General features: G+C 40.6%; 22 protein-coding genes. 16 read left to right on the top strand and 6 right to left on the bottom strand.

Going from position 1 to position 25,492, the window contains the following annotated elements:
• Positions 1 to 186 precede the first annotated feature (186 nt).
• Positions 187 to 768 (top strand): hypothetical protein, encoded by a 582-nt coding sequence (locus IMPJCBKJ_RS15010; protein WP_138558702.1) that lies wholly within the window; start codon positions 187 to 189, stop codon positions 766 to 768.
• A gap of 196 nt (positions 769 to 964) precedes the next feature.
• Here IMPJCBKJ_RS15010 and IMPJCBKJ_RS15015 read toward each other — a convergent pair whose 3' ends face one another.
• Together IMPJCBKJ_RS15015 and IMPJCBKJ_RS15020 are read right to left on the bottom strand one after the other, a co-directional pair.
• Entirely contained in the window at positions 965 to 3,376 is a 2,412-nt protein-coding gene (locus tag IMPJCBKJ_RS15015; protein WP_166341038.1) for a TonB-dependent receptor, read from the bottom strand.
• 194 nt (positions 3,377 to 3,570) lie between these two features.
• Positions 3,571 to 4,839, bottom strand: a complete 1,269-nt coding sequence (locus tag IMPJCBKJ_RS15020) for an amidohydrolase family protein (RefSeq protein WP_166340864.1) — start codon at positions 4,837 to 4,839, stop codon at positions 3,571 to 3,573.
• 147 nt (positions 4,840 to 4,986) lie between these two features.
• On the opposite strand from IMPJCBKJ_RS15020, the gene IMPJCBKJ_RS15025 reads away from it, so the two are divergent.
• The 3 genes from IMPJCBKJ_RS15025 to IMPJCBKJ_RS15035 all read left to right on the top strand — a co-directional run bounded on the left by IMPJCBKJ_RS15025 (position 4,987) and on the right by IMPJCBKJ_RS15035 (position 7,911).
• Positions 4,987 to 6,810, top strand: a complete 1,824-nt coding sequence (locus IMPJCBKJ_RS15025; protein ID WP_166340865.1) for a DUF885 domain-containing protein — start codon at positions 4,987 to 4,989, stop codon at positions 6,808 to 6,810.
• A 79-nt stretch (positions 6,811 to 6,889) separates the two neighbouring features.
• Positions 6,890 to 7,387: a YcgN family cysteine cluster protein gene (locus IMPJCBKJ_RS15030; RefSeq protein WP_138616689.1), complete on the top strand. Its 498-nt coding sequence runs from the start codon at positions 6,890 to 6,892 to the stop codon at positions 7,385 to 7,387.
• The gene (locus IMPJCBKJ_RS15035; RefSeq protein ID WP_054552060.1) at positions 7,387 to 7,911 is read left to right on the top strand and encodes an RNA methyltransferase; all 525 of its coding nucleotides are present in this window, start codon (positions 7,387 to 7,389) and stop codon (positions 7,909 to 7,911) included. Before IMPJCBKJ_RS15030 ends, IMPJCBKJ_RS15035 begins: the two co-directional genes overlap by 1 nt.
• 26 nt (positions 7,912 to 7,937) lie before the next feature.
• Here the strand turns inward: IMPJCBKJ_RS15035 and IMPJCBKJ_RS15040 are convergent, their stop codons facing one another.
• On the bottom strand, positions 7,938 to 9,674 hold the full coding sequence (locus IMPJCBKJ_RS15040) for a hypothetical protein (RefSeq protein ID WP_166340866.1): 1,737 nt from the start codon (positions 9,672 to 9,674) through the stop codon (positions 7,938 to 7,940).
• Between the two features lie 179 nt (positions 9,675 to 9,853).
• On the opposite strand from IMPJCBKJ_RS15040, the gene IMPJCBKJ_RS15045 reads away from it, so the two are divergent.
• Entirely contained in the window at positions 9,854 to 11,539 is a 1,686-nt protein-coding gene (locus tag IMPJCBKJ_RS15045; protein ID WP_240921037.1) for a M1 family metallopeptidase, read from the top strand.
• Between the two features lie 59 nt (positions 11,540 to 11,598).
• Here IMPJCBKJ_RS15045 and IMPJCBKJ_RS15050 read toward each other — a convergent pair whose 3' ends face one another.
• On the bottom strand, positions 11,599 to 12,552 hold the full coding sequence (locus tag IMPJCBKJ_RS15050) for a carbohydrate kinase (RefSeq protein WP_166340867.1): 954 nt from the start codon (positions 12,550 to 12,552) through the stop codon (positions 11,599 to 11,601).
• A complete protein-coding gene (locus IMPJCBKJ_RS15055) occupies positions 12,552 to 13,769 on the bottom strand; it encodes an AGE family epimerase/isomerase (RefSeq protein ID WP_166340868.1) in 1,218 nt (405 codons plus the stop codon). Before IMPJCBKJ_RS15055 ends, IMPJCBKJ_RS15050 begins: the two co-directional genes overlap by 1 nt.
• A gap of 137 nt (positions 13,770 to 13,906) precedes the next feature.
• Between IMPJCBKJ_RS15055 and IMPJCBKJ_RS15060 the strand changes: the two genes are divergently transcribed.
• From IMPJCBKJ_RS15060 to IMPJCBKJ_RS15085, 7 genes are all read left to right on the top strand, one after another.
• Complete coding sequence (locus tag IMPJCBKJ_RS15060; protein WP_166340869.1) at positions 13,907 to 15,178, top strand: sugar MFS transporter; 1,272 nt, start codon at positions 13,907 to 13,909, stop codon at positions 15,176 to 15,178.
• Between the two features lie 94 nt (positions 15,179 to 15,272).
• A complete protein-coding gene (locus IMPJCBKJ_RS20845; protein WP_277343946.1) occupies positions 15,273 to 15,401 on the top strand; it encodes a hypothetical protein in 129 nt (42 codons plus the stop codon).
• Between the two features lie 124 nt (positions 15,402 to 15,525).
• Positions 15,526 to 17,424 (top strand): methyl-accepting chemotaxis protein, encoded by a 1,899-nt coding sequence (locus IMPJCBKJ_RS15065; RefSeq protein ID WP_138616700.1) that lies wholly within the window; start codon positions 15,526 to 15,528, stop codon positions 17,422 to 17,424.
• 19 nt (positions 17,425 to 17,443) lie between these two features.
• The gene (locus IMPJCBKJ_RS15070) at positions 17,444 to 18,523 is read left to right on the top strand and encodes a diguanylate cyclase (RefSeq protein WP_235373360.1); all 1,080 of its coding nucleotides are present in this window, start codon (positions 17,444 to 17,446) and stop codon (positions 18,521 to 18,523) included.
• Positions 18,524 to 19,129, top strand: coding sequence for a DsbA family protein (locus tag IMPJCBKJ_RS15075; protein WP_166340870.1), 606 nt, complete (start codon positions 18,524 to 18,526; stop codon positions 19,127 to 19,129).
• 184 nt (positions 19,130 to 19,313) lie between these two features.
• Positions 19,314 to 19,766, top strand: a complete 453-nt coding sequence (locus IMPJCBKJ_RS15080) for an antitoxin Xre/MbcA/ParS toxin-binding domain-containing protein (RefSeq protein ID WP_135926452.1) — start codon at positions 19,314 to 19,316, stop codon at positions 19,764 to 19,766.
• Complete coding sequence (locus IMPJCBKJ_RS15085) at positions 19,766 to 20,236, top strand: RES family NAD+ phosphorylase (protein WP_166340871.1); 471 nt, start codon at positions 19,766 to 19,768, stop codon at positions 20,234 to 20,236. The genes IMPJCBKJ_RS15080 and IMPJCBKJ_RS15085 overlap by 1 nt, the downstream gene beginning before the upstream one ends.
• Positions 20,237 to 20,334: 98 nt before the next feature.
• Here IMPJCBKJ_RS15085 and IMPJCBKJ_RS15090 read toward each other — a convergent pair whose 3' ends face one another.
• Complete coding sequence (locus tag IMPJCBKJ_RS15090; RefSeq protein ID WP_166340872.1) at positions 20,335 to 21,144, bottom strand: hypothetical protein; 810 nt, start codon at positions 21,142 to 21,144, stop codon at positions 20,335 to 20,337.
• A 622-nt stretch (positions 21,145 to 21,766) separates the two neighbouring features.
• Between IMPJCBKJ_RS15090 and IMPJCBKJ_RS15095 the strand changes: the two genes are divergently transcribed.
• From IMPJCBKJ_RS15095 to IMPJCBKJ_RS15110, 4 genes are all read left to right on the top strand, one after another.
• Positions 21,767 to 22,315, top strand: a complete 549-nt coding sequence (locus IMPJCBKJ_RS15095; RefSeq protein ID WP_166340873.1) for a DUF6795 domain-containing protein — start codon at positions 21,767 to 21,769, stop codon at positions 22,313 to 22,315.
• Positions 22,316 to 22,590: 275 nt separating this feature from the next.
• Positions 22,591 to 23,133, top strand: coding sequence for a DUF6795 domain-containing protein (locus IMPJCBKJ_RS15100; RefSeq protein WP_166340874.1), 543 nt, complete (start codon positions 22,591 to 22,593; stop codon positions 23,131 to 23,133).
• 30 nt (positions 23,134 to 23,163) lie between these two features.
• The gene (locus IMPJCBKJ_RS15105) at positions 23,164 to 24,321 is read left to right on the top strand and encodes a lipase family protein (RefSeq protein ID WP_166340875.1); all 1,158 of its coding nucleotides are present in this window, start codon (positions 23,164 to 23,166) and stop codon (positions 24,319 to 24,321) included.
• Between the two features lie 410 nt (positions 24,322 to 24,731).
• Complete coding sequence (locus IMPJCBKJ_RS15110) at positions 24,732 to 25,484, top strand: DUF3450 domain-containing protein (protein WP_054552068.1); 753 nt, start codon at positions 24,732 to 24,734, stop codon at positions 25,482 to 25,484.
• Positions 25,485 to 25,492: the final 8 nt, after the last annotated feature.

Raw genomic sequence — 25,492 nt, forward strand, 5'->3', positions numbered from 1 at the left:
AATTAAGAGTAAAACTTGCTATATATAAAGCGTTAGCATCGTACAAAGAAGCCGTAAGTCATTTTTCATGGTAACGTTACATAACAAGCGCCTAAACTCCGACAATGTTAAGTTGTCATGGTTTTGGCAAACAACGCAAAAAGCCACGCCAACACATTGCGTGTTAGGCGGGCGTTATAAATCACTATGAGCATCGAAGAAATCTTTAAAATAGCAGCTGCAATAATCGCATCACTGGGTGGTGGTGCATTGTTGCTTGCCGCATTCTCCCATTGGCTTGGAAGCTTATGGGCAAAGCGCATGCTGCAAAATGAAAGAGCCAAGCATGAGGAGAGCCTCCAAAAACTAAAGGCTAAGAATGAGGCAGCCCTAGAGGACTTGAAAGCTCAAATAGATACCTTGAAGCAAAAAGAGTTGAATCGTCACTTTGATAAATTGGCTATCTACAAGGATGTGATTCATATAGTTTCAGAAATTCTTAGAGAACTAGAGGCAGTTGCCACATCAACGCAAGAGTCTATTAGTGCAGACGTTGAGCATTCCTTCGCCCTAAATCGAAATAAAGCTTATGGCTACATATCGTTAGTTTCCTGCCAAGAAGTGCTGGATAAATACAATGAGATGATCGATTTCTTTATTCCATTACTTTACGAGGGCAAGCAAGCGACATGGGAGCAGATGAGAGAAAAAGCTGACTCTATGCTAAATGCCATGCGTAACGATCTTGGAATAAATGAAGGAGAAGTCGTGTATAGAGGCACAAGGTGATTTATAACAAGGCCAGCCAGAGGGACCAAAAAACCGCCGCTTTCGCTCTGGTTTTTCGGCCCCTGCTGGCGACGTTACTGATAAATACTCTAACGTGTTTTTGTCCAATAACAAGCCACTACTCAAACGCACTCTTACTAAATAAAACAAAAAGCGCGACCCAAATAAGCCGCGCTTTTTGCTATCTATTTCACAATTAAAGTGTGTAGCTAAAGGTTAATTTAGCATTACGCTCTTCTCCTGGCATACCGCCTAAGAACATTGCTTTTGAGTAATAGGTTTTGTTAAACAAGTTATTTAGGTTTAACTGTAGTTTCCAATCATCTGTTTGGTATTGAATGGCGGCGTCGTAAACCGTGTAGCTTGGTACGTAGCCATCAGGTATACCAAACGAGGTTGAGTTTGTGCTGCGGTCATCAACATATTGTACGCCTGCGCTAATTGTCAGTGGCTCGGCTAAATCAAACCATTTAGCGTCATAGCTTAACCAGCTGCTTGCTGTTACATAAGGCACACCTTTTTGGCGAGAATCAAAGCTTGATGAATTTGGATTTTGCTTATCGCGCGCGTCTTGATACACCGCGTTTACGTTAAGTTTCCACTGCTCGTTTAAATCGGCATTTAAATCAAGCTCAACACCTTTGGTTTGCTCTTCACCATCGTAAAAGCTTTTTGGTACTGAGGCATCAGATACACCGGCTTCGTAATCTGGGTTGGCATACTCAAGGTTTGTACGGGCACTATCAAATACCACAAGTGAGGCCAGTAGTTGATCGTCAAAGGCTTTTACACGCATACCAATGTCGTTACTGACTGACTCGGCGTCACCGCGGTCTGCTTCGTTACCCGATACACTACCAAGTACGCTGTAGGCAGTACGGCCTTTAGAGTGGTTTACAAAGAACGAGATATCATCGCTAAGTTTGTAGGTTGCACCTAGGTTGTAGGTCATACCGCTGTCTGATGTATCTGCTTCTGGTGTTGGCTCGGCGGCACTAGCGCGGTAGCGCGCATCAACACCAAAGTGTTCGTAGCTTTGTTTAATACGGTTAAACGCAACACCTACACGGGTTGTGAAAGTGTCGTGAATATAGGCAACATGTTGAATACCCACACCCCAAGCTTGAACCTTTTTGTTGTAATCGCTGGTTTTTAGCGGATCGTAGTCGTAAAAGCTGCCTTCGCCCCAGTTCGGGTTACGAATATCAAAAATGTAAGGTAATTGACCTTGGTAAATAACCTCTCCATCTTTGTTTTTAATGACCTTGTCGGCATCGTAAATTGAGTATTGTTTAAAACGAATATCGCGGTCTTCGTAGTTGGCGTTTACAAGTAGTTCGTTATCGATTCCGGCAAAGCTAAAGTCATAACGCAGATCAGCAAAGTATTGCCATGATTTTTCGTCAGCCTCTACTTGGCGGTATTCTTGACGACGCGCTGCAAATGGGTAAAGTACGTCATCAACCACTAAAGGAGCGCGCGGGTCGGCATTGATCACGCCATTACGGTTCCAATAAACATAGTTATAAGCACCCGTTTGGCGGGCAAAGCTCGACTCGTAATTACGGTATTGAAGTTGCTGATTTAAAAATAAATTATCAGTAATAAAGTAGTTATGGGTTAACTTAAAGCGTAGCTCTTCGCCTTCGTTATCATTTGCCATTGGCGAGATGATACCGTTATGACCAAAGGTGTAAGGTGTTAGGCCATCATTTGCTGCCAGTGAGTCAGCTAATTGTTGGCGTTGCTGTTCGGTTAGTTGCAGGCCTTGTGCCGTTGCGTCGTTAATTAAATCGGCGGCGGTTACTTCACCTGCGGTTTTGCCATTCACTGAGTCGCTGTTAAAAATACGAATAGGGTGGCCAATTGAGTCAACGGCAATGGCATCTTTAATATAAGCGGCAGAAATCATGATGTCTTGTTTGTCGCTTAATACGTATTTTAACGCGCCATAAATTTCATCACGCTCGTCTTTTAAGTCGCGGTAGCCATCGCTGCGAGCGGTTTTTGCGTTAACGCGATAAGCAAGGTTGTCGGTTAATGCTGCTGTGCTATCAAAGCCTAATGAATAGCTATCCCATTGACCAAGCTCTGCATTTACCGTGTGTTTTTCAGTAAATTGTGGTTTCTTCTCGATTAGGTTGATAACACCACCTGCGCTACCCATACCATATAAACCTGTTGCAGGGCCTTTAAGTACTTCTACAGATTCAACATTGGTCATTGAGCGTGTAGGGTTAAAGGTGTTACCTAGGCCTGCACCGCCATACATGCCATCGTAAGTATAGTTAGCGCCTAAACCGCGGATCACTAAGTTATCGCCAATACCATAGTTGTTACCGGCTTGGGTTACACCACTGATGTTACGCACTAAGTCTTGTAAGTTAGTTGCGCCTTGCGAGTTGATAAGCTCTTGGTCAACAACTACAACAGGTGCAGGTGTTTCCATTAGGGTCATATTTGACTTTGTGGCAAGGCCAGATTCAAGTACCACACGGTTTTGTTTGTCGTAAACGGTAATACGTTCAACTGAGTCTAAATTGTTGGCGTTTGCATTGAATGCGCTTAAGCAGGCTAGGGCTAAAATTGAATATTTATATGTCATGATTATAGGTAATTGTCGAAATTTTTCGGCAATGATAATGCGAGACATTTTCATTTCAAGTTTTATTTAACCATTATGAGTATTTTTTTAACCTAGATACATTTTTTTAACGGGTGTGTTTTTTGTTGGTAAATTTGTTTTCAAAATGGTTACATGAGGTGTGGTTGGCTTTGCAAGTGCAAAGCCAACATTGTGGCTTATTTAAAAACTTTACCGTCTTTCATTACAAATTGTACATCTTCAAGTACTGCAATGTTTTCAAGCGGGTTGCCTTTAACGGCGATAATATCGGCTAAGAAACCGTTTTTGATTTGCCCAAGTTGATTATCAGCTTTAAGTAGTTTGGCACTATTGATGGTGGCAGACTGCAATGCTTGCAGCGGTGTCATACCAAATTCAACCATACGCGAAAACTGCTTTGCGTTATCGCCATGAGGGTAAATCGCTGCATCGGTACCAAATACCATGTTTACACCTGCTTTTACTGCACGGCTAAAGCTATCGCGTTGCTTTTTAGATACTTGGCGTTCTTTGTTGAGGTTTTCTTCTGCAACCCCGTTTTGTTCGCCAAAGGCAAGGGTGTACTCAGTGTTGTAAATATCCATTGAGAACCAAGTGCCGTGTTTTTTCGCAAGTTTAATGGCTTCGTCATCAACAAAGCTAACGTGCTCAACACTGTATACACCGGCAACAATGGCCGCTTTAATACCACTGGTACCGTGCGCATGGGCTGCAACGGTTAGGCCACGTAAATGAGCTTCGTCAACAATGGCGTTCATTTCATCTTGGCTATATTGTTGAATACCGACTTTTGTGCCTTTTGAAAATACCCCGCCTGTAGCGCAAAACTTAATAGCATTAGCACCGTACTTAATGTTTTCCCGTACTTTAGCGCGCACTGCCCATGGTCCATCAGCAACACCTTCGGCGGTGTATTTCATTTCTGGTGGTAAACGGTTGTTATCACAGTGACCGCCAGTAACACCTAAAGACGGGCCAGCCGCCCAAATACGCGGGCCAATAATATCGCCTGCATTAATGCCATCGCGTACTGCAATCACGCTGTAGCCTTCTGCGCCTAAGTTACGCAGCGTTGTAAAACCTGCATACAGTGTTTTTTCGGCAAAGTGTGCCGCTTTAATTGCTTTACGCGGAATCGATTGACCAATTCGCTCACTGCGCGGCACGGTAGGATCGCTCGTTAAATGCACATGCATATCCATTAAACCCGGCAGCAAAGTCAGTTCTGGTAATTGAATGTGCTTATCGCCGTCTTTTAAGTTTGGCTGTTTATTGCTTTGCACAGCTGTAATATGACCATTATCTATACTAATAAGTGGTGATTTAATCAGTTTACCTGAATTTGCATCTACCATGGCTTTTGCCGATAAGTAGGTTGTTGCGTAGGTATTTAAAGAGGTTAGGCAAGCTAGGCCTAGGCTAATAGCAAGAGCTGTCTTTTTCATTTTTATTCAAAATTGGTAAGTCGAGCCGCCACTCTAGCAATCAGCTTACAAAGTGTAAATAAACTGCGATAAGTTGCAGCGATACTTGCTAAATAGGGAACTAAACCCTCATAATTTACGCGTACTTAATATAAGGGCAGGGAAAGAATGAAAAACGTAAAACTAGCACTACTTAGTTCGGCAGTGATGTTTGCATTACTTGGTTGTAATGAATCAACGCCAAGCAACGAAAAAACAACGCAGGCAGTAAGCAAACAAGCACCAAGCGCAACGTCAGCCACAGAGCAACTTGATTTATTACTAGCAGATTACTTTGAAGCAGGTTTAAAATTTAGCCCTGTTAGCGGCACTTACATTGGCCGTAGCGAATTTAACGATCAATTTATTGCACCCATTAGTAAAGCCAAACGCGACGAGCGGCTTAATTTTGTTAAAGAATACCAAAATAAATTAGCAAATATCGACAAAGCGCAATTAAAGGGTCAGTCATTATTGAGCTACGAAATTCTAGCCCGCGATTTAGACCTTGCGATCGAAGGCGCTCAGTTTCCAAGTTACTTAATGCCAATTAACCAAATGGGCGGGGCGCATAATACTTTTGCTGCTTTAGGCTCTGGGCAAAGTGCACAACCTTTTAACACGGTTGAAGATTATCAAGCATTTGAAAAGCGAGCAGATGGTTTTATCGCGTGGTTAGACAGTGTTGAGCAATCAATGCGCCAAGGCATGAAAGACAAAGTGGTTCTTCCTAAACCGCTTGCTGAAAAACTATTACCGCAATTTCAAACTCATATTGTAGAAAAACCAGAAGAGTCATTATTCTGGGGGCCAATTGCTCAGTTACCTGAATCTTTCAGCGACGAGCAAAAAGCACAGCTAACAAGCGCGTACACGGCGATGATCAGCGAGCGTTTAGTTCCTGCGTATCAAAAAATGGCTGACTTTTTAGCGAATGAATATATTCCAAATGCCCGTGAAAGCATTGGTTACAGCGACCTACCAAATGGTAAAGCATGGTATGAGTATCAAATTAAACAGCATACAACGCTGAGCCTAAACGCCGATGAAATTCATGACATTGGCTTAAGCGAAGTGTCGCGTATTTTATCTGAGATGAAAAAAGTCAAAGAGACTGTCGGTTTCGAAGGCGATTTAAAAGCGTTTTTTGAACACCTAAGAACCTCAGATGAGTTTTACTACGATACGCCAGAAGAATTAATTGCCGCGTACGAAGCTGTAAAAGAAAAGATTGATGCTAAGCTGCCGCAAATGTTCGATATTGCGCCAAAAGCGCCATACGTTGTAAAAGCAGTTGAAGATTTCCGCGCTGAATCTGCTGCGGGTGCATCTTACCAGTCGCCTGCGCCAGATGGTTCGCGCCCAGGTATTTTCTATATCAATACCTTTAACCTAAAAGCACAGCCTAAGTTTTTACTTGAAACCTTGTCTATTCACGAAGCAGCGCCGGGTCACCACTTTCAAATTGCCTTGCAACAAGAAATTGAAGGATTACCACTGTTTCGTAAATTTGGTGGCTACACGGTATTTGCAGAAGGTTGGGCATTGTATGCAGAAAGCTTAGGTAAAGAGCTTGGCTTATTCACCGACCCTTACATGTGGTACGGCCGTTTATCAGATGAACAATTACGTGCAATGCGCTTAGTGCTTGATACTGGTTTTCATGCAAAGGGTTGGACACGTCAACAAGGTATTGATTACATGTTGGCTAACTCATCAATGGCCGAAAGCGACATTATCGCCGAAGTTGAGCGTTACATTGCATGGCCGGGCCAAGCGCTGTCGTACAAGTTAGGTCAGTTCAAAATTCAAGAACTACGTGACTACGCGAGCAAAGAGCTAGGCGATAAGTTCGACATTAAAGCTTTCCATACGCAAGTGCTAATTGATGGCGCATTACCGATGCCAATTCTTGAAGAGAAAATTAAGCGTTGGGTTAACGAGCAAAAGTAATAGCTCAAACTCGCTAAACTTTGCGCGCATGCTGGCTTTACGCTAGAATGCGCGCTGTTTAGGGGCTTTGAGTAATACCATGTTAGAAGATCAATTTTGGCTTAAGCGCTCGCTTGAGCAAATGTCACAACCCGAATGGGAAGCTATTTGTGACGGCTGTGGTAAATGTTGTTTAAACACATTTATCGACAGTGAAGACGAAGATGAATTTACCGCAACGGATCAACTTCGCGAGGGTGAAGAACTCATTTTCACTAATATCGTTTGCCAATACCTAGACAACGACACCTGTGGGTGTAGCGAATATGCTAACCGCCAAACTTTAGTTCCTTCATGTGTGAAGCTCACTAAAGAAAACCTCAAAGATATCTTTTTTATGCCGCAAAGCTGTAGCTACCGTCGCCTTTACGAAGGCCGTGGCCTTGCGTCTTGGCACCCGTTACTGAACGGTGGCAGTAAAGACATGATGCATCAGCTGGGTATTTCTGTGCGTGACAAAACAGTGAAAGACTGTGATGTAGACCTAGATGACTTTGACCTTTACGTGGCCGAGTGGCCAACCAGAGACATTGATTAATGAGCGCCCTTAAAGCAAGCATTGGCCTGTTAAACCCAAAAAGCCCAACCAATGTGGGTGGCGTATTACGTGCCGCGGGTTGTTACAACGCCAAGCAGGTGTTTTTTACTGGTAGCCGCTATTTACGCGCTAATAAGTATCATACTGATACCAAAAATGTGCTTGAGCATATTCCGCTCACGCAAGTTGAAAGTCTAGAGCAAGCAAAGCCTGAAGGTGCCACAACGGTGGTGATTGAGCTTGTTGAAGGTGCAACGCCGCTGCCTGAATTTAAGCACCCTGAAAACGCATTTTATGTGTTTGGCCCTGAAGATGGCTCGGTCAGTAAAGACGTGCTGAAATGGTGTGATGAAGTGGTTTATGTACCAACCATAGGCTGTATGAACCTAGCTGCAACCTGCAATGTTGTACTGTACGACCGACTTGCCAAACTCGGTGGTATTGAGAGTTCTAACGACACCATCTGTAATAGTCGAGACACCAACAACTCACTTAAATGGCAACAAAAAAAGAGCGCTAAATAGCGCTCTTTTTAGATTCAAACTCAAAATTACTTTTTAGTAATTTGTACGTTACTCTCAAGGCCGATGCCGTTATCGGTAATGTCTGTGGCAAAATAAACACCGACAGGTTGGTCGCGAAGGGAGTCAAGCTCAGCCATTTCTTCATCACTTAATTGACCCGTTGATGCAATTGTATCAAGCAAAGGTAATAAGATTTTTTGTACGTCGAATGCCATGTTCACAAAGCCATTTTTAGTGACACTTTGCGACTCTAAAGTCTCGGCAATCTGCGCTGACTTATCACCCGTAAAAATCACAATATGATTGCCTTTAAGGGCCATTTTTATATCAAAGTTAAGTGGCACAGGCGATGGAATGTATTCATTGATCAGTACTGCATCACCATTGGCTGGTAGTTTTATGTTAGCAAGCGGCGGTACAAAACCTTGCGCAATTGAATACAAGCCATGGGCATCAGTCGCCGATAGGGTAACGATGGCATCAAGCTTGTCTATTTGTGGGCCGTTGTAGTCATCGATAGTAAATGCCGCATCTTGAACGCTGACACTCATACCTTGTACGCCATTAGCAAAGCCCGACATCATAGCAAGGCCAGCGGTGCTCACTTCTTGCATTTCATTTTGTAGTGCGACAATTGGGCCACAGTTAAACTCAGCCGACTTAATTGCACCGGTTAGTGTATTGGCCAGTGGCAGTACTTTTGCCACATCAATACCATAGGCAACACTCATCATTTGCCCGTCAAGCCCGGTGGTGTGTTTTGGTACAAAACCACGCACAGCTTGTAGGGTATTTAGTAAGTCTTGATCTGTGCTTTGCAGTACTGCTTTTACGTCAAAATCGGCGTAGTCGGCGGTAATACGTGTTTTTGTTGTGCCAGATACTGTTGCAGGCCATTTAGCGGCAATGGCTGCTATATCATCTTGACACTCAGGTGTTGAAATCATTGCTAACGCATTTGATTGCTGGGCTTTATCAAGTAGCTCTTTGAGCATTTGGTGTAAGCGAGAGTCTTCTTTGCCAGTTACAGCATTGGCTATACGTTGATGATCAACAAAGCCAACCGAGTTACCATCAAGCGAAAAAGTTTTAATAAGCTCAGGTAGTTTTTTAGTCTCAGCCAGTGATTGAGCCGGTTTTTCTACGCCAAGGGCAATACGTAAATCTTGATCATTAGAAAGCGCAGTGGTCAGCGTTAAGGTAGCCCAATTATTGTGAGTTGATGCAATTAGGTTGAAGTTATCTAAGCCTTCAAGCTCAATGGCAAAGCGCGTGTAACTTACACCTTCAAGGCTTTCTGTAGTATAAGCAATACCGGCTTCATCAGCAGATTGTTTAATGCTATTGATAATGCTGCTTTGATCAGCGACCTGAAAACGCACAATCGGCATTAAACCTTGCGCATACATCATGCCTTTGTAGTCATCACCAAAGCCCCATATCGATTTGAAGGCATCGTAAGAGCTCAATGATTGCTGGTATTTTTCCATCAGTGATGCAAGGAATAGGGCATTCTTATCATCAACTGTTTTAAGCTCAGCAATGATGGGCGTTAAATCGCTCGTGCCTTTCATTGCATCTGGCATAAGCGCAAAGTATTTACTGTACGGAAACGGTTTAAGTTGACCATAAAAAACCGCCGTGTCGGCAGGTACGTATGCAAGCTCAGGTAAATCTACATCAACACTGGCTTTATTTTGTGAGTACAACAACGCACCTGCAACAATGGCAATCGCGCCCCCAGCAAGAAGCTTATTATTCATAGGATGAATTCCTTTTTCTAAAATTAGGAGAAAACATACCATGAAAGCCGTTTTCTGACCAATGTTGCTTTATTAAACGGATTGAATTTTTGTAACAAGTTATTCACCGCAAAGCACAGTTTTAACTTTTAACCTATGTCATATTTTAATAATACAAATAACAACATGGAGTAGATGTTTTGCAGGTAACTCAATTATTTAAAAGCGTGTCAGCCGTTGCTATGACCGCCATTCTAGCGAGCTGTAGTGTTAAACCTTTGCCACTTGATCCAAGCGTTGGTGATACCGGTCAGCCATTATCGGCAGTTGCACTGAAAAGCGATGTGCAATTTTACGACTTATCACTTGAAGTGTTTCCTGATGATAAACGCATTAAAGGGGTGTCGAAAACGCAGTTTAAAATGCTATCTGCAAGCCAATTTGTTGAACTAAAACTTGATAGCCGATTTTTAATCACTGCAATTACCTCAGACGATAAAACACTTAACTATACCCGCAATGCAGGTGTGCTAAACATTGATTTAGGTAAGCAATACCCTGCGGGTAGCACAGTAAGTGTTGCTGTGGCCTATGAGGGCAACCCCCATATTGCTAAAAACGCGCCTTGGGATGGCGGGTTTGTATTTGCTGAAACAGAAAGCGGCGAGCCGTGGATAGCTACCGCAGTGCAGGGCGAAGGCTGTGATTTATTCTGGCCTTGTAAAGATCATTTTGCTGACAAAGCCGATAGCATGCGCATAAGGCTCACGGTACCAAATGGCTTAAGTGCAGTAACCAACGGGGTATTGCAAAGCGTAAAACAAGTCGGTGCACACAAACAACAATTTGATTGGCTGCTATCTGTGCCTGCAAGCGACTATAACATTGCTCTGAACATAGGCCCGTATCAACGTATTGAGCGCAGTTATACCAGTATTAATGGCACTGAAGTTCCGATTGAATTTTGGGCACTTGCTAAACACACACAGCAAGCGTCGATGCTAATAGAGCAGGATTTACGTTCTCAAGTCGCGTTTTTTGAGCGCTTTTTAGGGCCTTACCCATGGGGGAATGACAAACTGGGCTTTGTTGAAACACCGCATTTAGGTATGGAACATCAAACTATCAATGCCTATGGTAAAAAATATAAGCGTGATGCAGGCGGTTATGATTGGTTATTACAGCATGAGTTAGCTCATGAGTGGTTTGGTAATTTAATGACCCATGAAAAACTCAACGATGCATGGCTACACGAAGGCTTTGGCAGTTACATGCAGCCAAGTTATAGCTTGTATAAATTCGGTGAAGCGGCCTATAACCACAGCATGTATAAGTCGTATTTAGGGCTTAAAAACTGTAAAGCCATTGTACTTGATGGCGACATAACCTCAGATCAAGCATTCAACCCTGATATTTATGGCAAAGGCAGTTGGACTTTACATACCTTACGCTGGTTAATTGGTGATGAGTTATTTTGGCAAGCCACCCGTGAGCTGCTTTATGGGGTGAACGACACCAAGCAATTAGCTTACCCAATTTCACCGCGATATCGAAATACCGATGAGTTTATTGCTATTGTTAACCGCTTAACGGCGAAAGATTATCGCTGGCTGTTTGATGTGTATTTAAAACAGGCTCAATTACCGGAACTTGATGTTATTCAATCAGCTAACAGCTTAACGCTGAAATGGAACAAAAACTCTTTGAAAGATAAGCCATTTCCTATGCCAGTTCCGGTGCAAATAAACGGTTCGTTGCAAACTTATTATGTTGAAAATGGCGAGATTAGCATTGCTTTAAAAGCGGGGGATCATGTGGTGATCGATCCAAACATGAAGGTGTTTAGGTATTTACCAATTATCGATAAATGTAAAACTGAGCAATAGCGAAGAAGCCCAGCATAAACTACTTTATACTGGGCTTATTACTCAACCTAAACAAAGTTCTAGGCTAAATCGGCTGCGCTTGGTAAAGACGCAAATGCACCATAACGGCTTACAGCAAAAGCGCCGGCTTTAGCTGCATAAGCAATGGTTTGTTCGATGTTAGCTGAGGTTTGACAAAACGCTTTAAAGCTTTGTTTGTTTTCACAGTGCTGACCAATCTTTGACAGCATGCCGCCAATAAACGCATCGCCTGCAGCTGTGGTATCAACCACTTTTGTCGCTGGTGGGCTAACTTGACCTTTAAAGTCTGCGTGATAAAAGCTGATTGCTTCGCCGCCATTGGTAACTAGCAAACAGGTTACACCGGCCTTTAAAATGGCATCGATTGTATGCTCAAGTGGCATTTCTTGATGGCTTTTTTGATTTAAAAACTCAAGCTCTTCATATGAGAGTTTAACGATATCTGCCAGAGAAATAACATGCCACATTCTATCAAGCGTATGGCGCATACTTGGCCACAGGTTTTCGCGCAGATTCATATCGAAACTACAAATTGCACCGGCTTTTTTCGCCTGCGTTAAACCATAAATTGTTGTTTGATAGATATTGTGCTCAGTCAAACTGTTGCTGCATACGTGCATGATGGCGTGATTTGCAAACATTGCAGGCTCAAAGTCGTCCACTCGATACAGTAAATCGGCAGCTGGTGGGCGATAAAAACTAAACGAGCGTTCGCCATTTTCATCGAGTGATACAAACGCCAGCGCAGTTTTCGCGGCATCGGTGAATGTACAGTAATCAGTGTTTACCGCATGCTGCTCAAGCTCTTGTTTAATAAAGTGACCGAACATATCATCGCCTAGCATACCGCAAAAGCTGGTGTTTAGGCCTAGTTTTGCTGCTGCAACAGCCACATTGGCAGGTGCGCCACCTGCGTATTTGGTAAATGACTCTGGTTGTTTACCATCTGATAAAAAGTCGATTAATGCTTCGCCAAAACACACTAAACTCATTATGCATTCCTCAAGGTTAAGGTTCTTAATACTTCGTAGCAGGCACCCATAGTATGGTAGTCGGTTTTGCCTGCTGGCGATTTTTCGTCACTGTAGGGTTGGTTTTGTGCTGATAAAATGCGATACCACGCACCATATTGGTGATCTACCATATGTTGCCAACTGTATTGCCAAATTTTTTCGTACCATTGCCAATAGCTTTCGTCATTTGTGGCATCAGCGAGTAGGGCTGCTGCGGCTAATGATTCGGCCTGCACCCAAAAGTATTTATCGCTATCACAAATTTGTTTATCTGGTGCAAAGCCATAGAAAATGCCCCCATGTTGCTGATCCCATGCAATCCTAAGGGTTTCATCAAACAGGCTTTTAGCGCGCGTTACCAGCCAAGGTTCATCAATATGGCGGTTTAAAATAAGTAACAGTTTTGCCCACTCAGTTTGATGACCTGGTTGAAATCCCCAAGGTCTAAATAAATGCTGCGGGTCATCTTTGTTGTAATCTAAATCGAGTTGCCAATTTTTAGAATAGTGTTCCCAGACAAACTGTTGGCTCTGTGCAGCCAGTTTTACTGTGAAAGTTTCGGCAAGTTGTTTAGCACGTTTTAAATAACGGGTCTCGTTGGTTGCTTCAAAACACATCAGTAAGGCTTCGCATAAATGCATATTGGCATTTTGGCCGCGATAGTCATCTGCACAGCTAAAATCGGCATTTTGCTCATCTAAATAGGCATTATGCTGGGGTTCAAAGTAGTGCTGCTCTAATAAATCCCAAACTTGCGAAAGGGTATTTTTGCAGTCGTTTACCCCTGCTTTTAAGGCTACTGCGTTTGCAAGCATAACAAAGGCAAGCCCGTAACAATGGTTAGTATCGTCTAACACGGTTACTTTGCCGTTATGATCTTGCTCAATAAGCCAAGCATAACCACCAGATGCTTGTTTATGCGCATGTTCAAGGTGAGCTAAACCATGTTTAGTGAGGCTTAAATATTCTGGCTCTTTAAACTCTATGTACGCCATTGCATAGTTAAAAACAAAGCGGGTGCTCGAGACTAAATGGCGAGTGTGTTTATCGTAGATCGCGCCATTATTTTTAAAGAACTGATAAAAGCCAGCTAAGCCATGGGCTGAATGATCAACACAATGGGGGTGATAAAAAGCAAGGGTATCTTGAATATGCTGCTTAAGAAAATCAGGGCTTTTAAAGTTAACTGTGGCCATGGGTTACTAATAAATCTGTGTACATCTTGCAACTATAGCAGGAAATAAAAAATTTGGAACGTTCCTAGTAAATCTTTGTGCTATTTTTACTTCAATGTGTAGAATCAAAGGTAACTTGTTAACGGAGTGAAAACCACGTGAGTGAAATAAATACAAACCAATCGTTTGTCGCCGATGGTTCGCAGCAAAATAAAAACTACCTGCTACCACTGACAGCAATGACAACCCTGTTCTTTTTATGGGGTTTTATTACAGTTTTAAATGACGTGTTGATCCCGCGCTTAAAAGGGGTATTCGATTTAACCTACACAGAAGCAATGCTGGTTCAGTTTTGTTTCTTTGGTGCTTACTTTATTGTGTCGCTACCAGCGGGTATGTTGGTTAAAAAAATGGGCTACAAAAATGGTGTACTAACTGGCTTAGTCGTAGCATCAATTGGCTGTATGTTATTTTACCCAGCGGTTGTAGTACATGAGTACTGGTTATTTTTAGGTGCGTTATTTGTTCTAGCGGCAGGTATTACCGTATTACAGGTATCTGCTAACCCGTATGTTGTGGCGTTAGGTCCTGAAAAAACGGCGTCGTCACGTTTAAATTTAGCTCAAGCACTTAACTCACTCGGTACCACAGTTGGTCCATATGTGGGTGGTATTTTATTCTTTGGTACAGCAGGCACGTTAGCTGCAAACGCGGCAACTGCTGAATCTGTCAAAGTGCCTTACCTTATGCTTGCAGCTGCACTACTGACCATTGCTGTAGTATTTGCCTTCTTTAAATTACCCGTGATTGCAGAGCACACAGAAGAGCAAGACTGCAAAGCGAAAGGCCACAGCCTAGCTGAAGCACCTCATTTAATGATGGGTGTTGTAGGTATCTTCTGTTACGTCGGTGCTGAGGTTTCAATTGGTAGCTTCTTAGTAAACTACTTTGGCGAAGCGCACATTGCAGGCCTTGAAGAGCATGCGGCGGCAAGCCTAATTGCTTATTATTGGGGCGGTGCAATGGTGGGTCGTTTCATTGGCTCTGCAGCACTGCAAAAGATTGCGCCATCAAAAGCGTTATTCTTTAATGCCATGATGGTTATTGTATTGCTGTTAGTGACTATATTCACTGAAGGTGATGTGGCGCTTTATTCAGTACTTGCGATTGGTTTATTCAATTCAATCATGTTCCCGACTATTTTCTCTGTTGCTATTGAAGGCCTAGGTTCACTCACAAGTAAAGGTTCGGGTTGGTTATGTTTAGCAATCGTTGGTGGCGCCTTAGTACCATTAGTACAAGGTGTGGTAGCTGATACAGTAAACATTCAACAAAGCTTCTTTGTACCTGTGATTTGTTATGCATTTATCGCTTGGTATGGCTTAAACGTTGTACGTTTAGCAGATAGCTGGAAAAAACGCATCAACTAAAAATAACTATTAATAAAAACCCCGCACAGAGTTGCGGGGTTTTTTTGTGCCATTTTTTGCTTTAGCCAACAAAATTAGATGACAGAATGATTTAATGAATACGTATTCAGGGGTGATTAAAGCGGTAATTTATAGGAACGTTCCAAATGGTGTTTTGCTGCTTTTTATTAATGTGGCTTTAGAAGTTGAATGTGCTGCCGCTAATAAAGTAATTGATTTATAAAGAAAGCGTACTTTAATTATAAGTAACGATTTCCTAGTTTTAGCTTAATTTTATAAGACAAATGGCTTTAAATTTGTTAAATATAAAAGTGCTAACAACGAAAAAAATAACAAATAGGTTTGTCATGCAAAGCTCCAAAAGCACTTTGAAATTTACCACCAAGGTAACTGCGGCTGCATCACTGGTTTTAGTGATTGTGCTCGGATTATTTACCGTCAATAACTTCGTCTCTATGCGCAGCCAAACGCAGGAGCAGCTTTCGCTTGTTCTGCAAGAGATTTCTCAATCAGTATCGCAAAATATAGCTAACTGGTTAAACGCTAAATTAGCGATTGTTTCGTCTGTCGCAGACACCTATCAGCTAGGTGATAGTAAAGAGTTAACACTTAAACAACTAAACACAGCCGACAAAGCAGGTGATTTTAAAAATACCTATATTGGTATCACTGATGGCACTTTTGTATTGAATGATCAATCGGTTGTTTTACCACCTGATTACGATGCTACCAAACGTCCATGGTACAAACTTGTTGAAAATAAAAGCAGTACTGCGTTTACAGCCCCTTATATTGATGTAACTACCAATGAACTAACTATTTCTGCTGTAGCGCCAATGCAAGCAAACGGTGTGTTTAGTGGTGTTGCGGGTGCCGACATCGACATGAAAACGATTACCAAAATCGTCAACGAAATTGACTTTTTAGGGTTTGGTTATGGCTTTTTACTTGATAGCGAAGGGCATATTTTAAGCCACCCAGAAACGAAGTTTATCGATAAAAACATGCGTGACTTATTTGGCAAAGACTTATCGCTTCAATCTGAGTTCGTTGAAGTTCAAATTGATGACTCAGACAAATTAGTATCGTTTACCAAGGTTAAAGGTATTCAAAACGTTGATTGGTATTTAGGTGTAGTTATTAACGAGGAAATAGCTTATTCATCGGTTGCCTCATTTAGAAATATGGCAGCTATTTATATGCTGTTAGGTATTGTCGCGATTGTACTGATGATGCAGTTTTTACTTCGCTACTTAATGCGCCCAATGCAGCGCTTGAACGATGCAATTAAGGATATTGCACAAGGCGAGGGGGATTTAACCCGTCGTCTTGAAGTTGAAAATAATGACGAGTTTGGTGAGTTGAGCCATTACTTTAATGCGTTCATCGAGAAGATTCATACATCAATAGAGCAAGTTAAAAATACCACCGTTGAGCTTGAGCGCTTAGTTGAGAGTTTAGTTAATCAAACGCAAGGCACGCTCGACATGTATGCTGACCAAACAAAGCGTACAGATAACGTAGCAACTGCAATCAATGAACTGACATCGAGTGCGGTAGAAATCTCAAATAGTGCAAGTAATGCGTCAACCTTAGCAACCAGTGCTAACAGCCAATCATTACAAAGCCAATCCGCATTAGCTGATAATTTAACGGCAATTAATGCCTTGTCTCGTAATATGGAGCAGGCGCAAAAAACCATTAATAGTTTAGATGCACACACCGTAAGCATCGGCCAAGTGCTTGAAGTGATCAAAGGGGTTAGTGAGCAAACTAATTTACTAGCCCTTAATGCCGCAATTGAAGCTGCCCGTGCGGGTGAAGCGGGTCGAGGCTTTGCGGTTGTCGCCGACGAAGTACGCCAACTTGCACATCGTACACAGCAATCAACGCAAGAAATCGAAGACACAATTTCTCAGTTACAACAAGGCTCTGCATCTGCGGTTGAAGTAATGACTGCAAGTATTCGTGATAGCGAAAAGAGTGTTGAACAAGCACATGTAGCAGGCGATAAAATGGCAGAAGTAACTCGTGCCATTGAGTCAATTGATGAGGTGAACCACAGTGTTGCAAATGCCACGACTGAGCAAAACCAAGTCATTCAAAGTTTAGACAGTGACATACACTCAATTAGCGAGCTTTCTAATCAAGGCCAGAGCAATCTAAATAACACCTTAAACGAGTGTACAAAATTAAAAGCACAGTTTTATGAGCTCGAAAAATTAGTGCTCAAATTTAAAGTTTAGTTGTTAAGAGACTGCAATTTTGGATCAAAACTGGCTTAATGCCATTACTTTAAACAGTGTCGACACGGCGGATAAACAGCGCCGTGCCTTCACCTTATTTACCATGGCTTTTTTTGCCATTGTTTTAATCACTTCTTTGGTGTTATCTAACTATCAAATTTACGCTTTACCATTAACTATTATGTTGGTTGTGAGTGATGTAACCATCGTGCTGTGCATGCTGTATTACTTTCGCACAGGTGCTCTGGTGCCTGTTAGCTGCATTATTTTATCTATTATCTTATTGCTTTGTCTGGCCTTAGTGTACACCGGCGGTAAAGAGAATACCGCTTTATATTGGCTAATGTTTTACCCTATTGTGGCTTATGTCACCTTAGGGTTAAAAGTGGGCAGTGTGTTGGTTGGGATTATGTATGCTAGTGCAGTTGCACTGCTGTTTAGCCCTAATTTTGGTCAAGCACACTATGGGCAAGTTGAAACTTCACGCTTTTTAGCGTCCTTTAGTTTAGTAATTTTGTTCGCTGCGATTAGCGAATACTTTAGACAAAAAAGCCATCAAAAAATTGCTGGTATTACCTTAATAGAAAAACGCGATGCATTAACCGACCCACTTACTGGCCTTGCCAATCGTCGTTATATTTATGAACATATTCAACCCCGCCTTGAAGCTGAAGCGGCAAACTACTTACCTATGTCGGTATTATTAATTGATTTAGATAATTTTAAGTCACTCAACGATAGTTATGGCCATGATTTTGGTGATCAAGTACTTATTGCATTTACTTCTATGTTGCACGATAAACTGCGAGGAACCGATATAAAAGCACGCTATGGCGGCGAAGAGTTTATTATTTTGCTACCTAAAACAGGGCTAACAATTGCACACTCTGTAGCTGAAAAGTTGCGCGCTTTTGTTGCTCAAAAACAGATCCCCTATGATGTTGGGCAATCTATATCTATAACTTGCAGTATTGGTATTGCCAGTCTCGAAAGGGGAAGCCAATTTAGTAAAGCAATTAAGCATGCTGATGAAAACTTGTATAAGGCCAAAGCAAAAGGGCGCAATCTAGTTGTGTCAGGTTTAAGTGAGGTTAATTAAATGGCAAAGCTAATTTATGTTTATGACCCAATGTGTAGTTGGTGCTGGGGCTTTAGAGAAACTTGGTTAAAGCTTCAAGCAGCCATTGGCGACAAACTTGCTATTGAATATAAAGTGGGTGGCCTTGCGCCTGATTCAGATGAGCCAATGCGAAAAGAAATGCAGCAGTTTTTACAGCAAACATGGCAGCGCATTGAGCAGCAACTTGGCACACCATTTAATCATGAGTTTTGGCATACCGCGCAACCGCGCCGTTCTACTTACCCAGCATGCCGTGCAGTGCTTGTCGCAAGGCAGCAAAATAAAGAACAAGAGATGCTTTATGCCATTCAAAAAGCCTACTATTTAAATGCACAAAATCCATCAAATATCAGCACCCTTGCAAGCCTTGCTGAGCAAATAGGGTTAGATAAAAATGCATTTATTCACGAAATAGAAAGTGAAAAAATAAATTCATTACTTATGGACGAAATAAACCAAGCGAGAAGCTTACCTATCCAAGGTTTTCCGTCTTTAGTCCTTGAAAATAAAGGGCACTACGCTGCTGTCCCTGTTAATTATCAAGACTGGCAAAGTAATTATCAGCAAATAATTGATACTATTTAATCTCGTTTTTGCATTGATGTTCTTCTGAAAGCGAAAGTTTTTCCCTCTTTAAAAAGTGCTTATCTCAAATATAAACATTGTTTTATATTTTTCTCATTTGGCTTATTTTTGATCAGCTATTGCAAATTAGGCTCATTTGAGCCAGTATAGTAAGCTCATATGGTCTATATTTTTTGGAGCTGTTATGGCAAATGCTGAATTAAAAAGTTTTAAACCGAGTCGCGATAACAAATCTAGTTTTTGGATTGCTCTAGGCATTGAAGACGCCAAAACAGCTCGTATGGATGCGGTACACCAAGGATTTAAACCTAAGGTATATCGCAATATTATCGAAAAAACAAAGTTGTCTCAAAATGAGTTTCATAGTGTGACTCATATACCAGTGAGCACTATTAAGCGCCGACTCAAAAACGGAGAACGTTTTAACACACAGGAAAGTGACGCGATTTATAGGCTAGCAATGCTTATTAAGTTAGCTACTGAATTATTTAATGATGAGAAACGTGCATTAGAATGGATGCGTGAAAGTGTCTATGGGTTAGGAGGCAAAAGGCCATTAGATATGGTGTCTACAACTGTAGACTTTGAAATTGTAAAAGATCTTATCGGTAGAGTTGAGCACGGTGTCTTTTCATAATGAAAATGTACCGTTTAACACAAAAAAAATTTGCAGATACACCTTTTAGTCCTGCTGGAGCAAAGTTATTTGGTGGCAGATGGAACTCAAAAGGGACTGAAGCATTGTATTTCGCTGAATCAGAATCCCTTTGTTCATTAGAAGTCTTTGTTCATGTAAACAATGATCCAAATATTGTCGATAAATATGATCTTTACCGAATTGAAATTCCAGACGAACTTATAGCAAAACTTGATAAAGAAGACTTACCTAACACGTGGAGAAATATACCAGTTAGTGAGGAGACACAGGAAATTGGAGATGAATTTCTCAATGTATCACAGCCCCAATTTGCGGCACTCCAGGTGCCATCTATAATCTCTCCTAGAGATAATAACTATGTTGTAAATCCAAACCATCCCGCAATGAAAGAAAGTTTTAAAAACTTTGAAAAGCTTGAGTTTGAGTTCGATCCGCGAATTTTTAAATAGCATTTATTAGTAACGCAATTTTTATTGAGCTAGTTTAAACCTGCGCTAGGCTAACGCTTTATAACTTCACTGTATCAATTTGATTTAAGCTTTGAATCTCACTCAGACTGTTGAGACCAATGGCTAATTATTGAGCTGATCTGATTTTGCGCTAAAGAAAACGTTGAAGAATGATCGCCATTTTCAATTTCTAATAAACTTATATTATTACGCGTAACAACATCTTCAATTTGATTTAATGGCGTGATGCTATCTTGATTCCCTTGAACTATTAATATATTTGCAGTTTTTTGTTTCTGTAGTAAGTCTTCAATAATGTTGTTATGTGGTAATAACAGCTTAATCGGTAAAATCTGATAGGGGTATAAATACCATTTATTCTGAAGTTTAGTTTCTATTGCTCTATCAAGGGAGAGAGCTACGCTTTCAAGAATTATTCCTTGAGAATTTACATTCACCGAAACATTTGCAGCTAACATCGCACCTAACGAGCGGCCATAAAAAAAGGTTTTTGAACAGGCACTTTCTACTTTAGTTTTATTAATAAGCTGAACGACTAACTCATTAAAAGCTTCCAAGTTTGTGACTTTACCTGAAGCACCATCTTGAGATGGATAAGAAAGGATAATTGTATTAAAAGATTTAAATTTGGTGTTATTTGCTATTTCTCTCTCATATCTAGTTATGCCACCATGTTGGCCAGGAAAGAAAAAAAGGCAAGGAGTTCCTTTCATACCGTATGATCGTGCAATGATTTCTAAACCATTTTCTTGAATTGTATATTTTTCGACTTCTAATGTGGGTTGCTCAAGCTTTATGGTTGGGAAAAGAAAAAATGGAATCGCGAAGTGTATTAAAGCCGCCCCAATTGCAAAATAGGCTGAAGTTAAAAAAATGGTGACTTTCATATGCTCATCCTTAAAACTGACTTATTTACCATGAGAAAAATATGTGTATTTAAATAATTTTCGGGTCCCAAGTGCTGCTCAATTAGTATCAGAGTCATTAACTGATTGCTAGATAAAACGCATTCATTAAAGAAATTGAAACTAAAAAAATAAATTCGTTACTCATGGCCGAAATAAACCAAGCGAGAAGTTTACCTATCCAAGGCTTTCCGTCTTTAGTTCCTGAAACCCTTGCCTTGTTTTTACGCAACATGCTTGTCATTTTTTATCGTTTAACTTTCGCACAATAAAATAAACTCACTAGCAAATTAAACTAACTTAATAATTAAGTTAGTAAATTTTTTACTCTGTATGCGTAAGGGTGAACGTTGTTTGATTTTTGGCGTAAGTATTATTACTAACCAAAGTGCTGTTTGCTTTTTATACTAAAAAGGTCAAAATGTCATAATAATAAACGTGTAATTGCAGTAAAACGTACTTTATTACATCAATCTAAAGTTGATTGCATGTTTTCATTAAGGCTATAGAATGCTGACAATATTGACATGGAATGTGGATATTCTGCGTAAAATGTGTTTTTACGCAACGCCTCATAATTCCATTTATAAATTAAGAGGTTAAAATGGCATTCATCGATAAACTCCAATCCCTTAGAGCAAGAATTCAGCCTTTTTTAGATAAGTTTGGTACTTATAAAGTGCATTTGTGCCCAGAGGTTACTGGCCACTTAACGAATAATGGTGAACCATTGCCCAACGTAAAAATTGAGCGAGGTTTATATTTTAGTGATGGGAAAGTAAGAAAAGATAATACATATACAGATTCTCGGGGTTACTTTAATTTTCCTGAATGGGAAATACGCTCTGATCAGCCTGGTTTTCCTTTTGCGGAAATATTTACCAATCAAATAATTTGCACAAATTATAATTCTCAAGAATATTTACTGTGGAGATCAACTTTAACAGATATTCAGCCAAGACATGAGTTTACTTATAAGCTTTCCACTTTGAATGCAGATATCAAGGATGAGCAGATATGTTTTAATTTCAAAAATACACTTCACCCTCATGCGCCATTGCGCGCATCCAGTATTGTTCGCTGGGAAACTGACTTTGATATTATTACATTAAACCATCTTAGCGATCTAATAGACAATGTAACTGAAAAATAAGGACTATATTATGTCTTCAGGAATGACGACTTTACCACAAGACGTTGTACATCCAGCTTTGCCCGTCTCAATATACTTAGTCTTAGTACAAACTTGCTCACTTCCTTCTGTGTAATTTTAGTACAACGTACTCTATTAAATCATTCTAAAATTGATTGATTATTTTCACCTAGACTATAGAATGCTGACAATATTGACATGGAATGTGGATATTTTGCGTATAACACGTTTTTACGCAATACCTCGTAATTCCATTTATAAATTAAGAGGTTAAAATGTCACTTATCGATAAACTCCAATCCCTTAGCGCAAAAATTCAGCCTTTTTTAGATAAGTTTGGAACATATAAAGTGCATTTGTGCCCAGAGGTTTCAGGACGCCTAACAAATAATGGTGAGCCTTTAGCCAACGTAAAAATTGAGCGTGGTTTATACTTTTGTGATGGAAAAGCAAGAAAAGATGCGACTTACACAGACGCTCATGGAAACTTTACTTTTCCAGAATGGGAAATACGTTCTGATCAACCTAGCATTCCTTTCGTCGATATGAGAACTGCTCAACAGATTAAATTTTTTTATAAGAAGCAGGAATATTTATTATGGGCTGCAACCCTATACAGCATACATCCTATACGCGAATACTCGCAAAAATTAAAGGAATTAAACGGAGATATTAATAATAAAGAAGTCTTTTTTAAGTTTGATAATCCAGAGCAACCAAACTTATTGCTTACAGGTTCATCAATTTGTAGGTGGGATCAAGACTTCACTATAATTGACCCACAGCAAATTATTGATGAAGCTAATAATTTAAACTAAGAATTCAACATTTTATTACGGAAGATAAATATGATTTCATTACAACCAACACAAGCAGCACATTTTGCCAACATTGCCTATGCAACTCTTGAGCAGGGGGGATTAAAAACTTCTGCTAGCTACCCCTATCTAAGCCCTTTATTTAATTTTGATAACAACAATATTACAGGTATCAGTGGCTCTATTTTAGAACGAATTTTTCGGCACCAAACTCCATTTGGCTGTATTGCTAAAGGAAGAACAGGGGCGTTTAAAGATCATTATGTATTAGCACTTCGTGGTACAGCAAAAATGCGCGATTGTCTTACTGATTTACATTGCGGTGTCGCAACAGGACCTAATAATCAGAGTGTACATGCGGGATTTAATCAAACTTTTAATTCACTTAAATCACAACTAGAGCAATACTTTTCGCAAAACCCTACGGCACCAGTCCATGTTGTTGGCCACAGCTTAGGTGGAGCGTTGGCGAATTTAGCCGCTAATTGGCTAAAACAACGCTTTAAAGTACCTGTGAAACTGTATACTTTTGGTGCACCTAGAGTTGGTTTTTTAAGTTTTGCAAGTCATACTGAGCAAGCGTTACAAGGCGTATATCGCTGTGTTCACGCAGGTGATCCCGTACCTATGGTGCCTGTTTGGCCTTTTGTGCACACCACAGACGAATATATTTTAAATTCGGCACAGAATATCTCTCCTGGTGCACATAGTATGACTAACCCGACCCCTGGATATTTAAATACGGCATCAAAATACCAAAGCTATGCTGATATTCAAAAAGGGTTTGAGTTACGTCACCAGGAAGCTATTCGCCTTGATTTTGAAAAACGTCATCAAGCTCACTTTTCTGTTCGCTGGGCCAAAAAGATAGGCGCCGCGCTGCTCGACTTTTTAAATAAAAAAGGTGTATTACATTCGATACAAGCAAGTGTAACGGGCTTACTCACTATTTATGATGCTATTGCAACCTATTTGGCGAATGAAATAGAAACAACTCAGGCCTATGTAGCGGAAGTCAAAGGAATCGTTGGTCATATGTACGTATTTTGTGGTTTACCTGCAGGAAAATTTATAGATTTTAGTTACAGTGGGATCCGCTCAATTTTTAAGAAGATGCTTATGAAACTTTCTCAATTAGCTAAATTTTCAATAGAAATGGCTAGTCATACAGCTCCTCTACTTGTGTAAAGCTACCATATACCAGCATTTGCTAATGCTGGTATATTAAAAACATGTTCAATTATCAGAAAACATAAGTTAATTCTGTAAAAAGATTTGTTGGTCTTGCTCTATACTACTTTGAAAATATTTAATCTTTCACACCAAAGTAAAATATACAAATATTTATAATTAATAACATTTTAGCCGCTGAGTTACCAAGACTGGCAAAGTACTTATCAGCAAATCCTATCCCATATTTAGTTCCCGAAACCCTGCAACTTTTGCCTTATCTTTGCGCAATATAAACTAATTGTTACAGCTGTCATATTTTTGTATTTTTTGCGCAACATGCTTGTCATTTTTCATCGTTATCCTTTCGCACAATAAAACAACCCAACTAGCAAATTAAGCTAACTTAACGAGTAAAGGTGTATGCGATGAAAGGCGTTAAACCACTGATTTTAGCAGGTATTGTAGCGGCATCTGCAGCAGTACATGCAAACGATCTAGATAAAGTAATTGATAAAAGCAGCGAGATAAACAAATCGGCAGCGCAATCACAAACTAAAATCGACAAGATTGCAGATTCAATGCAAGGTCGTTTACAACAATTCAAAGCCCTTAATAAAGAAATTGACGGCTTAACTGTTTATAACGCGCAGCTTACTAAGCAATTAAATAACCAAATTGCTGAAATGGACGCGTTAAACGAGTCAATGGATCAGGTATCAGTTATTGAGCGTCAAATCACGCCGTTAATGATGCGCATGATCACAGGTCTTGAGCAATTCGTTGCACTAGATGTGCCTTTCTTAACTGAAGAACGTAGCAAGCGTATTGCCTCATTAAAAGAAATGATGGACCGCGCAGACATCACTTCAAGTGAAAAATTCCGCCGCTTACTTGAAGCTTACCAAGTAGAAGTTGATTACGGTCGCACTATCGAAGCGTACACATCATTACTGAATGTCGATGGCCAAGAGCGCGAAGTAGATTTCTTACGCATCGGTCGTTTAGAACTTATTTATTTAACACGCGACGGCAAAAAAGCAGGTAGCTGGGATAAAGAAACAAAATCGTTTGTTGAATTACCAGATTCTGCAATCAGCCAAATCAACAAAGGTTTACGCATTGCACGTAAGCAACTTGCCCCTGATATGTTAACACTGCCAGTCCACGCTGCTGAATAAGAGGTTTG

The organism is Pseudoalteromonas sp. MB47 (assembly GCF_011319765.1).
In the GTDB taxonomy this organism is placed as follows: domain Bacteria; phylum Pseudomonadota; class Gammaproteobacteria; order Enterobacterales; family Alteromonadaceae; genus Pseudoalteromonas; species Pseudoalteromonas simplex.

Coding starts and splice junctions, on each gene's coding strand:
- IMPJCBKJ_RS15010 (WP_138558702.1), top strand. CDS start 187: ATGAGCATCGAAGAAATCTTTAAAATAGCAGCTGCAATAATCGCATCA.
- IMPJCBKJ_RS15020 (WP_166340864.1), bottom strand. CDS start 4,839: ATGAAAAAGACAGCTCTTGCTATTAGCCTAGGCCTAGCTTGCCTAACC.
- IMPJCBKJ_RS15025 (WP_166340865.1), top strand. CDS start 4,987: ATGAAAAACGTAAAACTAGCACTACTTAGTTCGGCAGTGATGTTTGCA.
- IMPJCBKJ_RS15030 (WP_138616689.1), top strand. CDS start 6,890: ATGTTAGAAGATCAATTTTGGCTTAAGCGCTCGCTTGAGCAAATGTCA.
- IMPJCBKJ_RS15035 (WP_054552060.1), top strand. CDS start 7,387: ATGAGCGCCCTTAAAGCAAGCATTGGCCTGTTAAACCCAAAAAGCCCA.
- IMPJCBKJ_RS15040 (WP_166340866.1), bottom strand. CDS start 9,674: ATGAATAATAAGCTTCTTGCTGGGGGCGCGATTGCCATTGTTGCAGGT.
- IMPJCBKJ_RS15050 (WP_166340867.1), bottom strand. CDS start 12,552: ATGAGTTTAGTGTGTTTTGGCGAAGCATTAATCGACTTTTTATCAGAT.
- IMPJCBKJ_RS15055 (WP_166340868.1), bottom strand. CDS start 13,769: ATGGCCACAGTTAACTTTAAAAGCCCTGATTTTCTTAAGCAGCATATT.
- IMPJCBKJ_RS20845 (WP_277343946.1), top strand. CDS start 15,273: ATGAATACGTATTCAGGGGTGATTAAAGCGGTAATTTATAGGAACGTT.
- IMPJCBKJ_RS15065 (WP_138616700.1), top strand. CDS start 15,526: ATGCAAAGCTCCAAAAGCACTTTGAAATTTACCACCAAGGTAACTGCG.
- IMPJCBKJ_RS15075 (WP_166340870.1), top strand. CDS start 18,524: ATGGCAAAGCTAATTTATGTTTATGACCCAATGTGTAGTTGGTGCTGG.
- IMPJCBKJ_RS15080 (WP_135926452.1), top strand. CDS start 19,314: ATGGCAAATGCTGAATTAAAAAGTTTTAAACCGAGTCGCGATAACAAA.
- IMPJCBKJ_RS15085 (WP_166340871.1), top strand. CDS start 19,766: ATGAAAATGTACCGTTTAACACAAAAAAAATTTGCAGATACACCTTTT.
- IMPJCBKJ_RS15090 (WP_166340872.1), bottom strand. CDS start 21,144: ATGAAAGTCACCATTTTTTTAACTTCAGCCTATTTTGCAATTGGGGCG.
- IMPJCBKJ_RS15095 (WP_166340873.1), top strand. CDS start 21,767: ATGGCATTCATCGATAAACTCCAATCCCTTAGAGCAAGAATTCAGCCT.
- IMPJCBKJ_RS15100 (WP_166340874.1), top strand. CDS start 22,591: ATGTCACTTATCGATAAACTCCAATCCCTTAGCGCAAAAATTCAGCCT.
- IMPJCBKJ_RS15105 (WP_166340875.1), top strand. CDS start 23,164: ATGATTTCATTACAACCAACACAAGCAGCACATTTTGCCAACATTGCC.
- IMPJCBKJ_RS15110 (WP_054552068.1), top strand. CDS start 24,732: ATGAAAGGCGTTAAACCACTGATTTTAGCAGGTATTGTAGCGGCATCT.